The sequence below is a fragment of the Streptomyces kronopolitis genome (assembly GCF_014646275.1).
GTDB lineage: Bacteria > Actinomycetota > Actinomycetes > Streptomycetales > Streptomycetaceae > Streptomyces > Streptomyces kronopolitis.
The window spans coordinates 39,872-51,331 of record NZ_BMND01000040.1 but is presented as its reverse complement, the minus strand read 5'-3'; the positions used below and the strand labels follow the sequence as shown (position 1 = coordinate 51,331).

The 11,460-nt window shown below is 72.2% G+C and carries 9 protein-coding genes and 2 pseudogenes; 4 read left to right on the top strand and 7 right to left on the bottom strand.

The window, feature by feature from the left end:
• Positions 1-508, bottom strand: a pseudogene (locus IEY78_RS29355) (hypothetical protein); the annotation flags it as partial.
• 148 nt (positions 509-656) lie between these two features.
• Here IEY78_RS29355 and IEY78_RS29350 point away from each other — a divergent pair.
• Positions 657-2,954, top strand: coding sequence for an MDR family MFS transporter (locus IEY78_RS29350; RefSeq protein WP_373294270.1), 2,298 nt, complete (start codon positions 657-659; stop codon positions 2,952-2,954).
• Positions 2,955-3,006: 52 nt separating this feature from the next.
• Here the strand turns inward: IEY78_RS29350 and IEY78_RS29345 are convergent, their stop codons facing one another.
• From IEY78_RS29345 to IEY78_RS29335, 3 genes are all read right to left on the bottom strand, one after another.
• Entirely contained in the window at positions 3,007-3,543 is a 537-nt protein-coding gene (locus IEY78_RS29345) for a GNAT family N-acetyltransferase (protein ID WP_189103390.1), read from the bottom strand.
• A 67-nt stretch (positions 3,544-3,610) separates the two neighbouring features.
• A complete protein-coding gene (locus IEY78_RS29340; RefSeq protein ID WP_189103388.1) occupies positions 3,611-3,943 on the bottom strand; it encodes an antibiotic biosynthesis monooxygenase family protein in 333 nt (110 codons plus the stop codon).
• A gap of 60 nt (positions 3,944-4,003) precedes the next feature.
• Positions 4,004-4,471 carry a DUF2000 family protein gene (locus tag IEY78_RS29335; protein ID WP_189103386.1) on the bottom strand — a complete coding sequence of 156 codons (468 nt, stop codon included), beginning with the start codon at positions 4,469-4,471 and terminating at the stop codon, positions 4,004-4,006.
• Positions 4,472-4,555: 84 nt separating this feature from the next.
• Between IEY78_RS29335 and IEY78_RS29330 the strand changes: the two genes are divergently transcribed.
• A complete protein-coding gene (locus IEY78_RS29330) occupies positions 4,556-5,404 on the top strand; it encodes an AraC family transcriptional regulator (RefSeq protein ID WP_189103384.1) in 849 nt (282 codons plus the stop codon).
• A gap of 114 nt (positions 5,405-5,518) precedes the next feature.
• Here IEY78_RS29330 and proP read toward each other — a convergent pair whose 3' ends face one another.
• The 3 genes from proP to IEY78_RS29315 all read right to left on the bottom strand — a co-directional run bounded on the left by proP (position 5,519) and on the right by IEY78_RS29315 (position 9,215).
• Entirely contained in the window at positions 5,519-7,030 is a 1,512-nt protein-coding gene (gene proP / locus IEY78_RS29325) for a glycine betaine/L-proline transporter ProP (protein WP_189103382.1), read from the bottom strand.
• Positions 7,031-7,522: 492 nt separating this feature from the next.
• Positions 7,523-8,581: a CU044_5270 family protein gene (locus IEY78_RS29320; RefSeq protein ID WP_189103380.1), complete on the bottom strand. Its 1,059-nt coding sequence runs from the start codon at positions 8,579-8,581 to the stop codon at positions 7,523-7,525.
• Positions 8,574-9,215, bottom strand: coding sequence for an RNA polymerase sigma factor (locus IEY78_RS29315; protein ID WP_189103378.1), 642 nt, complete (start codon positions 9,213-9,215; stop codon positions 8,574-8,576). The genes IEY78_RS29320 and IEY78_RS29315 overlap by 8 nt, the downstream gene beginning before the upstream one ends.
• A 137-nt stretch (positions 9,216-9,352) precedes the next feature.
• Between IEY78_RS29315 and ctaD the strand changes: the two are divergent.
• Both ctaD and IEY78_RS29305 read left to right on the top strand, forming a co-directional pair.
• Positions 9,353-10,987 (top strand): annotated as a pseudogene (gene ctaD / locus IEY78_RS29310) (aa3-type cytochrome oxidase subunit I); the annotation flags it as partial.
• Positions 10,984-11,439 carry a hypothetical protein gene (locus tag IEY78_RS29305; protein WP_229700238.1) on the top strand — a complete coding sequence of 152 codons (456 nt, stop codon included), beginning with the start codon at positions 10,984-10,986 and terminating at the stop codon, positions 11,437-11,439. The pseudogene ctaD and the gene IEY78_RS29305, both read left to right, overlap by 4 nt.
• Positions 11,440-11,460 lie beyond the last annotated feature (21 nt).

Sequence of the window (11,460 nt, the reverse complement as noted above, 5' to 3'; positions counted from 1 at the left end):
CCCCGGCGGCCGCGGCCCCGGTGGCCACCAGCACGGCGGGCCGCCGGGCGCGGACGCCGGTGCGGCGCGGCGCGGACCGGGCGCCGCCGGACGCCTGCCCCTCGGCGGCGTCGACCGTCCGGGAGGTCGGCCCGGAGCGGCGGCGGGACCGCGGGAGGAGAGGGCCGGGGGAGGCGGCGGGAGGGGCAGCGGGGGCAGCGGGAGTGGACGTGGTGGAGGGGGCGGACGGGGCGGAGGCGTCGGCCCGGTGCACCGCCGCGTCCACCCCGGGTAAGTCGTCCAGCCGGTCGCCCGGCCCGGCGCTCCGTATGCCGTCCCCGCCCGCGCGCCCCTCGCCCATGCGCCTCGCGCCCGCCTCGTCCGCGTCCTCCTCCCCGTCGGGCAGTGACACGTACGGCCGAACGCGCAGCGGGTCGAAGTCGTCCGCGCCGATGGCCGCGCACAGGCAGGACGGGCGGCCGCCGCCGCGTACCGGGGCGGAGCAGTGCGGGCAGTGCCGTGCCGTCACGAGTGGACCCCTCCCTGGATGCCTCGAACCGGCAGCGATTATCCAGACGCCACCCGCCCCGCGCAGGCACTCGGCGACATCCGCCCGGCGGACCGAGGCTGCCCCGGCCCACCCGGCGACGCCCCGACTGTCCCCCGTACGGCCCCGGATGGCGGACGCCGCTCGGCAAGCCATATCCGGCACCACCACCCAGGATGGAAGGGATCCGAAGGCCGCCCCCTCATGGGGCGGGCGGCCGACGGCGGCCCGTAACGGGACGGCGCGCCCCGCCCGGCGGTCGCCGCGCAGTCCGCCGAAACGGCCACCGGGGCCCCGCCGCCCCGGACCCGGTACCGCAAGGGACACTCCGGCACAGAGGGAGAGGCTCATGGCGCAGGACACCGGCGCTCCCGCCGTGCCCGGCGGGGAGCGGTCCCGGCGGACGATCCTCGTCGCGATCGGCGCGCTGCTGCTCGGCATGCTCCTCGCGGCGCTCGACCAGACCATCGTCGCCACCGCGCTGCCCACCATCGTCAGCGAACTCGGCGGCCTCGACCATCTGTCCTGGGTGGTCACCGCCTACCTGCTGGCCTCGACGGCGGCGACGCCGCTGTGGGGCAAGCTCGGTGACCAGTACGGCCGCAAGAGGCTGTTCCAGACCGCCATCGTGATCTTCCTGATCGGGTCGGTGCTGTGCGGCATCGCGCAGAACATCGGGGAGCTGATCGCCTTCCGGGCCCTGCAGGGACTGGGCGGCGGCGGCCTGATCGCGCTGTCGATGGCGATCGTCGGGGACATCGTTCCGCCCCGCGAACGCGGCAAGTACCAGGGGCTGTTCGGCTTCGTCTTCGGCGGTGCGAGCGTGCTCGGCCCGCTGCTCGGCGGGCTGTTCGTGGACCACCTCAGCTGGCGCTGGGTGTTCTACATCAACGTGCCCGTCGGCATCGTCGCGCTCGCCGTCATCGCCGCCGTGCTGCACATCCCGCGCAGCCGCACCCCGCACCGGATCGACTACCTCGGCACCGCCACCATCGCCGCGGCCGCCGCCTGCCTGGTCCTGATGGCCTCGCTCGGCGGGGTCAGCTATGCCTGGGGCTCCTGGCAGATCATCGGGTTCGGGGTGCTCGGCGCCGTGCTGCTGGTGGCGTTCGTGGCCATCGAGCGACGGGCCGTCGAACCGGTGCTGCCGCTGCGGCTGTTCCGGCTGCGCACCTTCACGCTCACCGCCGTCATCGGCTTCGTCGTCGGCTTCGCGATGTTCGGCTCGATGACCTACCTCCCGACGTTCTTGCAGGTCGTGCAGGGAGTGACGCCGACGCTGTCCGGGGTCCACATGCTGCCGATGGTGCTCGGCATGCTGCTGGCCTCCACCGGCTCCGGCCAGATCGTCAGCCGCACCGGCCACTACAAGGTCTTCCCGATCGCCGGCACCGGCGTCGTCGCGCTCGGCCTGCTGTTGCTGCACCGGCTCGAACCGTCCAGCGGCGTGGGCGAGATGAGCGCCTACTTCTTCGTCTTCGGCTTCGGGCTGGGCCTGGTGATGCAGGTGCTGGTGCTCATCGCGCAGAACGCCGTCCCCTACCGCGACCTGGGCGTCGCCACCTCCGGCGCCACCTTCTTCCGCTCCATCGGCGCCTCGTTCGGCGTCTCGCTCTTCGGCACGGCCTTCGCCAACAACCTCCGCCCGCGGATCGCCGACGCCCTCGCCGGGCACCCCCTGCCCCCGGGCGTCGACCCGGCGGGGATCGCCGAGGATCCGCGGACCGTGGCGCGGCTGCCGGCCGGGCAGGCCGCCGGTGTCCTGAACGCCTACGCCGTCTCCATCACCGATGTGTTCCTCTACGCCGTGCCGCTGGTCCTGGTGGCGTTCGTGCTGGCCTGGTTCCTCAAGGAGGAGCCGCTGCGCGGCAGCGTCACCGCCCCCGACGCCAGCGAGGTGCTCTCCTCCAACCCCGTCGAACGCTCCTCCCGTGACGAGGTCGCCCGCGCGCTGTCCAAACTCGGCAGCATGGAGGGCCGCAAGGACATCTACGAGAAGATCACCGCCCGGGCCGGACTGGACCTCAAACCGGCCGCCAGCTGGCTGATCCTGCGCATCCACCGCTACGGCTCGGTGGAGCCGGGGCTGCTGGCCGAACGCACCACCGTGCCGTACGGGGTGGTCGCCGAGGGCGTCCGGCAGATCGAGGAGCGCGGACTCGGCGCCCGCGCGGGGCTGATGCTGCTGCTCACCGACCGCGGCCGGGACATCGCGGACCGGCTCTCGGCGACCCGTCAGCAGTCACTCGCGGAGCTGCTGGGCGACTGGTGGACCGAGGACCGCCCCACCGATCTCACCGAACTCGTCCGGGAGCTGACGGCGGAGCTGTGCGGCTCGGACGCGGAGGAACCGCAGCGCAACGGCACCCGCCGCAGCACGCCCCGCACCCCGCCGCCCGCCGCGCACCCACCCGACCTGGCGAAGTGACCACGTCCGTAAGGCAGTTGGGCGCCCTCGGATCGGCCCCGGCCCCGCCCGCTCAGCCCGGCAGCGGGCCGCCGCCCAGCCCCTTCTCGAAGAAGACCTCCGCGTAAGGGTCGTCGTGGTACGGCGCGATCTCCGCGAAGCCGTGCCGCCGGTAGAGCGCGACCGCCTCCACCAGGTCCCGCCGGGTGTCCAGCCGGATCCGCCCGGCCCCCAGCCGCACCGCGGCCGCCTCGGCGGCCCCCAGCAGCAGCCCCGCCCCGCCCCGTCCACGCCGCCCGGCCCGCACGAACATCCGCTTCAGCTCCGCGGTGCGCCCGTCCAGCAGCCGCACCCCGGCGCAGCCCGCCGCCTCCCCGCCGTGCCGGGCCACCAGCAGCACGCCCCGCGGCGGCAGCAGCGCGGCACCGGGGTACTCCGCCACCCCCTGTGCGATCTCCCGCGGCGTGGAGCGGCGCCCCTCGTGCAGCAGGAAGTAGCGGTCGGCGACCTCGGTGTAGTACTCCCGCAGCAGCGCCACCGCGTCCGGCGAATCCACCGGCTCCACCGTGACGGACCACGGCGAACGGAGCGGAACGACGACCTCACTCATGCCCGCATTCTCGCGGCGGCGACTGCCCATCACACAACGCTTTTCGACGGCTGCTGCCGCCGGGGGCTCAGTCCTTCCGGGGCCCGGCCTGCTGCACGACCTCGAAGGACCACAGGGTCGACCCGGAGGCGGCGGGCTTGGGCCGCTCGCCGCCCTGGTCGCCGCCGCCCTGCTGGTGCGCGGCCTTCATCGGCCCCTCCATCCAGGCCTGGAACGACTCCTCGTCGCGCCAGCGGGTGTAGACGAGGTACTGGTCGGTACCCTCCACGGGGCGCAGCAGCTCGAACCACTCGAAGCCGTCGGAGGAGTCCACGGTGCCGGCGCGCGAGGCGAAGCGCTTCTCCAGCACCTCACGCTGCTCGGCGGGGACGGTCAGCACATTGATCTTCACGATGCTCATGGCGACCATCGTGCCGCATGGTGCACACCGAACGCAGGCCAGGTCGCACGCCACGGGCCGTCAGCCGTGCAGTTTCAGCCCCTTGGTGATCTTGTCGACGATGCCGCGCGGCCCGTACACGGCGAGTCCCACCAGGTCGAGGTCGCCGGCGGGCACCGCCCGCACCGCCGCCCGGTTGTCGTCGTCGTTGCCCGTCGCGAACATCTCCGAGGTGTACAGCGCGGTCGGTACGGCGCGGCTGAGCGCGCGGCCGTGCGTACGGGCCAGCGCCGCGGCATCGGCGGTGTAGCACAGCACCGGCTCCCGCAGCAGCGCCAGATAGCCGTTTCCCGAGGCGTCCTCGTAGGGCTCGCCCATGATGTCGCCGCGGGCGTGCGCGATGCCGCTCGCCAGAAACGCGGTGACATTCAGCTTCTGCCAGTCGGCGAGGCCGTCCCGGACGATCACGGCGATCTTGGTGTCGAAGCGGGGAGCGGCCGGCGTCGTACGAGGGGATGCGGATGCGGTGGCGGTCGGTGCGGTAGTCATGGGGGGAGTCTCCTGCGGCGTCCGGGGCCCGTCTTGAACGCTGGTGCGGAGGGAACGCCGGTGCGGAACCGGCAGACTGGGGCGATGAGTCGGCAGCACGACGGGGACTGGGTGCGCTACTGGCGCGATCCGCACCGTCCCCTGGAAGCGATGCACGCGCACTTCGTCCGCCATACCTTCCATCCGCACAGCCATGACGCCTATTCGTTCGCCGTGACGGAGACCGGCGCCCAGCGCTTCACCTGCCGGGGCGCGGGGCACACCAGCGCCGCCGGCATGGTGATGGCGTTCAATCCGGACGATCCGCACGACGGGGAGTCCGCCGTCGAACTCGGCTTCACCTACCGGATCATGCACATCGGCCCGGACGTGGTCCGCGCCGTCCTCGACGATGTCACTGACGGCCGGGGCGCCTTGCCGCTGTTCGACCGTCCGGTGGTGGACGACCCGGTGCTGGCCCGCGCGCTGCGCAGACTGCATCCGGCGCTTGTCGGCGACGCGGATCCCCTGGTACGGGAGGAGCGGCTCACCGCGGCCGTCGAAGCCATGGTGCGGCGCAACGCCGCCGGCGCCAGGGCGGGCGGCGCGCGCGTACTCCCTCCGGGCGCGCAGGCCAGGGCGGCCCGGAGAGCACGCGACCTGCTCGTGGCGGACCACGACCGGCAGCTGACCGCCCAGGAACTCGCCGACGCCGCGGGGTGCAGCCGCTTCGCGCTCTACCGGGCGTTCCGCACCGAGTACGGGATGGCGCCCAGCGATTTCCAGCGGCTGCTGCGGCTGCGCCGGGCCCGCGCGCTGCTCGTCGAGGGCCGGCCCACGGCCGAGGCGGCCACCGTGGCCGGCTTCGCCGACCAGGCCCACTTCCACCGCTGGTTCGTGCGCTGCTTCGGCGTCACTCCGGGCGCGTTCCGCCGGGCCGCGTCACGCGCGTAGAGGGACCGGACCGCCGGGTTCGGCCGGGGGCGCCGCGGCGACCGCCCGTGCCCGGGAACGCCGAGGGCCCGCCCGGAATGCTCCGGGCGGGCCCTCGGGGGGTGGTGGTGCGGGTCAGGCCTTCGCGGTGGCCGGGGCGGGGTGGTGGGCCGCTTCGCGGACCTCCTGGGCCTCGGCCTCGGTCTCGACGGCGGGGGGCGAGCCGGGCAGCGGCTTGCGGGCGCTCTCCGACATCATCAGGACGGCGATGCCGCCGATCACGGCCGCCGCCATCATGTAGTAGGCGGGCATCATCTTGTTGCCGGTCGCCCCGATCAGGGCGGTGACCACCAGCGGCGTCGTGCCGCCGAAGAGCGACACCGAGACGTTGAAGCCGATCGACAGCGAGCCGTAGCGCACCTTGGTCGGGAACAGCGCGGGCAGCGTGGACGGCATCGCCGAGGTGAAGGTGACCAGCAGCAGGCCGAGCGCGGACATGCCCAGCGCGATGGCGACCAGCGAGCCCTGCCGGATCAGCAGCAGCGCGGGCACCGACAGCACCAGGAAGCCCAGGCAGCCCGCGCCGATGACCGGGCGGCGGCCGAAGCGGTCGGTGAGCCGGCCCGCGAGCGGCTGGACGACCATCATCAGGACCATCACGGCGAGCACGACCAGCAGCCCGTGCGTCTCGTCGTACTTCAGCTCCGAGGTCAGGTAGCTCGGCATGTACGACAGCAGCATGTAGTCCGTGACGTTGAAGACCAGGACCAGGCCGATGCACAGCAGCATGGACCGCCACTGGCCGAAGATCATCTCGCGGATGCCGATCCGCTTCTCGGCCTCGCGGCGCTCCTTCTCCTTGCTCCGCGCCGCCTTCTCCAGCTGCGCGAAGGCCGGGGTCTCCTCCAGCCGCAGCCGCAGGTAGAGGCCGATGATGCCCATCGGTCCGGCGATCAGGAACGGGATGCGCCAGCCCCACGAGGTCAGGTCGCTGGTGGACAGCAGCGCGGTCATCAGGGTGACCAGGCCGGCACCGCCGACGTAGCCGGCCAGCGTGCCGAACTCCAGCCAGCTGCCGAGGAAGCCGCGCTTCTTGTCGGGCGCGTACTCGGCGATGAAGGTGGAGGCGCCGCCGTATTCGCCACCGGTGGAGAAGCCCTGCACCAGGCGGGCGACGAGCAGCAGGATGGGCGCGCCCACGCCGATGGAGGCGTAGGAGGGGATCAGGCCGATGGCGAAGGTGCCCGCCGCCATCATGATCATGGTGATCGCGAGGACCTTCTGCCGGCCGATGCGGTCACCGAGCGGCCCGAAGACCATGCCGCCGATGGGGCGCACCAGGAAGGCGGCCGCGAACGCTCCGAACGTCGACAGCAACTGCGCGGTCGGGTTCCCGGACGGGAAGAAGACATGCCCGAGGGTGACCGCGATGTAGCTGTACACGCCGAAGTCGAACCACTCCATCGCGTTGCCGAGCGCGGCCGCCGACACGGCGCGCTTGACCATCGCGGGGTCGACGACGGTCACCTCGCCGGAGCCCGGTGCGGCCGCGTCCGCCGCCGGCTTCCGCTGCGGATCGGGTGCGGTCTCGGCACCGCGGCCGACGGGATCTCGGGGCCCGGGGACGACGGGGGACTGCGTCGGCACGTGCTCGCTCGCCTGCGCTCTCTTTGGACGACAACATGACACCGCCCGCCATGGCGTGGCGGGCCAGAGCCCGTCGTGATGCGACGGGCAAAGGTCGACCATAGGGGCAGACCGGATCATCACGGACGGTGTGCGGATGACCGCGCAGTCGGCCGTATACCCGCTCCTTGCTGGGTAAACGCACTGTGCGTGAGCGATTCCCGGCACTTATGTCTGTGATCCATATCGCGGCGATCCGCTGCAACCGTCGGTAGATTGTGACGTGCGCCACGCGAGGTCGGGGGTGGCCCACGGCCGGGGCCGGGCCGGGCACGCGAACGGCGCGGCGGCACTGTGCACCGCCGCGCCGAAGTGGATCGTCGCGTTCCCTCAAGGATCGGCCATGACCGCCCGCCCCGCCACTCGGACGTGGGCCCGGCCGGGGAGCGGGGGCGTACCCCTGCCGTTGCCACTCCCGCCGGGCTCCCCGCAAGGCACCGGCGGGAGCGTCCGTCACGGCATCCAGGCCTCGTACGACATCACGTCGCCGGCCCTGGTGCGGAACTCCGGCTGGGTCTTGGTGAAGGTGACCTCCAGGCCCAGGAGTTCGCCGGTGCGCGGGTCGAAGATCGCCATCTGGCGGGTGACGTCCATGGCGCCGTCGGGGCCGTCGTACACGTAGGCCTGTCCGCGGCGGCCCAGCCGGTCGGTGACCGTGCCCGCCTGGCGCAGCCCGCCCGCGTCGGCCAGCATCCGGACGATGGCCGCGGACTCCCGGGGCCCCGGCGTCCACTCCTGGCGGAACGAGGAGAGCGCCGAGAGGAGCTCCCCCGTGGTGCGGTTGCCGTCCAGACCGCCGTAGAGCCACGACAGCTGTTCGCGCAGCTTCGCCGGGTTGGTCGAGGGCCGGGTGCGGGAGGCCAGGCCGCTGTGCTGCGCCTCCGAGCCGGCCGGATAGGTCTTGTCGTGGAGGACCTGGCCGTCGCTGACCTGCCGCCAGTGGCCGTCGTTGTCGTGGATCACCGGGCGGCCCGGGTGCCGGGGGTCGGTGGCCACGACCAGTTCCGAGCCGCTGCCGTCGGCGTTCCAGTGGGTGATCCGCTCCTCGGGCACGGTGATCGGCGGCGCGGCGTGCGGGCCGGCCTCCATGTGCATGTACCAGGTCTGCAGATGGCTGCCGCGCCGCGGTCCGTCCGCGGGGCCGGCCGACCGCGCCCGGGCCTCGGCCCGGCGGGCGAGGGTGTCCAGCGAGACGGACGCGGCACCGGTGTGGAGGGTCAGGGCGGTGGGCGCGGCGACGGCGGGGGTGCTGCCGGCGCCGGAGAAGGTGAGCGCGAGGGCGGCGACGGCGGCCAGTGACGCGGCGGTCAGGCCCAGCACCAGGCGCCGCCGGGGCACGGGGCGCGGGCGGGTCCGGCGGCCGTCGCCGGTCGCCGGCGCCGCCGGGTCCGTCGGCCGGGTCAGCTCCGCCAGCCGGTGCTCCGCCCGAGCGGTCAGCGGACGGTCGCGCCAGGGGCCGTCCCCGGCCGGGGCGGGGTCGGCCTGCCGCAGCAGCTGAAGTTCGTCAGTCATGGCGGCGGCCTCCCGCTCGGGTCGGTACGGGCTGGGGGGACAGCGGGCGGGGGAGGGCGGGGCGGCGGGGAGCGGCCTCGCTCCGGGCGGTGTCCTCGCCCGGGCCGGTGTCGCTCTGCCGCGGCCGCGCCGCCTGCATCCGTTCTATCTGCGTACGGAGCCGGCCGCGTGCCCGGTGCAGCCGCATGGCGGCCGCGCTCTGCCCGCACCCGAGGGTCACCGCCAGTTCCCCGACGGTCAGTTCCTCCCAGGCGGTCAGCCGCAGCACCTCCTGGTCGGCGGGGGAGAGGCGGGCCAGCGCCTCGTGCACCCAGGACCCGGGCCGCTCCGCCGCCGGGCCGTTGTCCACGGGCTGCCGCTGCCGCGCCGCCTCGTGGTGGCCGAGCCGGAGCAGCAGCCGCCGGTAGCGGCCCATCCCCCGCACGGTGTTGGCCAGGCAGTTGCGGGCCACGCCGTACAGCCAGGGCAGTGGCGCGTCGGGGAGTTCGGCGCGGCGTCGCCAGGCGGTGGAGAAGACCTCCGCCACGACTTCCTCGACCTCGTGTGCCTGCCCGTCCAGCCGTCGCGCCACGAAGCGGCTGACCGCCCAGTAGTGCGCGCGATAGGCCTCGGCGAAGGCGTCGTCCGTGCTCATGAAACCTTGGTGTCCGGCATGGACCGGATCATCACACCCGGCTCGGTGAGACTTCCCACCCCCTCCCGCGGGCCCCGGATCCCGTGGGCGGTGAAGCGTGCGGCGGTGCCGGACACCTAACGGGCATGAGGTTTCCCGTGAAGTGGTTGACGACCACCGACCACAAGACGATCGGCACGCTCTACCTGGCCACCGCGTTCGGCTTCTTCTGCGTCGGCGGACTGCTGGCGCTGGTGATGCGCGCCGAACTGGCCCGGCCGGGCCACCAGATCATGTCGAACGAGCAGTTCAACCAGGCGTTCACGATGCACGGCACGATCATGCTGCTGATGTTCGCGACGCCGCTGTTCGCCGGTTTCGCGAACTGGATCATGCCGCTGCAGATCGGCGCGCCCGATGTCGCCTTTCCCCGGCTGAACATGTTCGCCTACTGGCTCTATCTCTTCGGCTCGCTCATCGCGGTGGGCGCTTTCCTGACGCCGCAGGGCGCGGCGGACTTCGGCTGGTTCGCCTATGCGCCGCTGTCCGATTCCATGCATTCCCCCGGAATCGGCGCCGATATGTGGATCATGGGTCTGGCTTTCTCCGGCTTCGGCACGATCCTCGGTTCGGTCAACTTCATCACGACGATCATCTGCATGCGGGCACCCGGCATGACGATGTTCCGGATGCCGATCTTCTGCTGGAATGTGCTGCTGACCGGTGTGTTGGCGCTGCTGGCCTTCCCAGTGCTGGCGGCGGCACTGTTCGCGCTGGAGGTGGACCGCAAATTCGGGGCGCACATCTTTGACGCGGCGAATGGCGGTGCGTTGCTCTGGCAGCACCTCTTCTGGTTCTTCGGCCATCCGGAGGTGTACATCATCGCCCTGCCGTTCTTCGGCATCATTTCCGAGGTCATTCCGGTGTTCTCCCGGAAGCCGATGTTCGGTTACGTCGGTCTGATCGCGGCGACGGTGTCGATCGCGGGTCTGTCGGTGACGGTGTGGGCGCACCACATGTACGTGACGGGTGGCGTGCTGTTGCCGTTCTTCTCGTTCATGACGTTCCTGATCGCGGTGCCGACAGGTGTGAAGTTCTTCAACTGGATCGGCACGATGTGGAAGGGCTCACTGTCCTTCGAGACGCCGATGCTGTGGGCGATCGGCTTCCTGATCACCTTTGCGTTCGGTGGTCTGACGGGTGTCATCCTGGCGTCGCCGCCGATGGACTTCCATGTCTCGGACTCGTACTTCGTGGTGGCGCACTTCCACTACGTGGTGTTCGGCACGGTGGTCTTCGCGATGTTCGCGGGTTTCCATTTCTGGTGGCCGAAGATGACCGGCAAGATGCTGGACGAGCGGCTCGGCAAGATCACGTTCTGGACGCTGTTCGTGGGTTTCCACGGCACCTTCCTCGTCCAGCACTGGCTCGGCGCGGAAGGAATGGTGCGGCGTATCCCCGACTATCTCGCGGCCGACGGCTTCACCACCCTGAACACCGTCTCCAGCATCTTCTCCTTCCTTCTCGGGCTCTCCCTGCTGCCGTTCCTCTACAACGTGTGGAAGACCGCGAAGTTCGGCGAGAAGATCGAGGTCGACGACCCGTGGGGATACGGCCGTTCGCTGGAATGGGCGACGTCCTGCCCGCCTCCCCGGCACAACTTCCGTACGCTGCCGCGTATCCGCTCCGAATCCCCGGCGTTCGATCTGCACCACCCGGAGATCGGACGCGGGATCGAGGCCTTGGCGGACGCCGAGGACGCGCCCACCACCGGAATCGGGGCCCGCACATGAACGAGGGAACGCAGCGGGGCCAGGGCCGGCGGAGCGGCGAAGGCGCGGGAACGGGCGGCGAACTGCCCGGCGGGGCGGGCCTGCCGCACCTGGAGGACATGCCGGGGGCCGACGGCGCCGCGATGGACCGGGCCATCAACGAGATCGAGGGATTTCTCCTCTGGGAGGCGGAGAAGGACCGGGCCCGCCTTCGCGCGGAGGCCTTCTGCGCCGGTCTGCCCTGGCTCACCGACACCCAGCGCCGGGAGGTCGAGCAGCACTACTGCCGCGACCAGCGCGACGCCGCCTGGGCGTATCTGGAGCGCATCGCGCACCGCAGCACCACCCTGCGGACCGAGTACGAGGGCGTCTACCGGGCCCTGCGGCGGCGGCTGATCACCGCGGTCCTCAGCGGCACGCTGGCGGTGGCGGCGCTGGTGGCGGTGGCGGTCGCCGGGATGGCCGTGCGTTGAGGGACGCCCCGGGCCGTCCCT

Excerpts from the sequence above, each read along its gene's own strand:
- IEY78_RS29350 (WP_373294270.1), top strand. The coding sequence starts at position 657 with ATGGCGGACGCCGCTCGGCAAGCCATATCCGGCACCACCACCCAGGAT.
- IEY78_RS29345 (WP_189103390.1), bottom strand. The coding sequence starts at position 3,543 with ATGAGTGAGGTCGTCGTTCCGCTCCGTTCGCCGTGGTCCGTCACGGTG.
- IEY78_RS29340 (WP_189103388.1), bottom strand. The coding sequence starts at position 3,943 with ATGAGCATCGTGAAGATCAATGTGCTGACCGTCCCCGCCGAGCAGCGT.
- IEY78_RS29335 (WP_189103386.1), bottom strand. The coding sequence starts at position 4,471 with ATGACTACCGCACCGACCGCCACCGCATCCGCATCCCCTCGTACGACG.
- IEY78_RS29330 (WP_189103384.1), top strand. The coding sequence starts at position 4,556 with ATGAGTCGGCAGCACGACGGGGACTGGGTGCGCTACTGGCGCGATCCG.
- IEY78_RS29320 (WP_189103380.1), bottom strand. The coding sequence starts at position 8,581 with ATGACTGACGAACTTCAGCTGCTGCGGCAGGCCGACCCCGCCCCGGCC.
- IEY78_RS29315 (WP_189103378.1), bottom strand. The coding sequence starts at position 9,215 with ATGAGCACGGACGACGCCTTCGCCGAGGCCTATCGCGCGCACTACTGG.
- IEY78_RS29305 (WP_229700238.1), top strand. The coding sequence starts at position 10,984 with ATGAACGAGGGAACGCAGCGGGGCCAGGGCCGGCGGAGCGGCGAAGGC.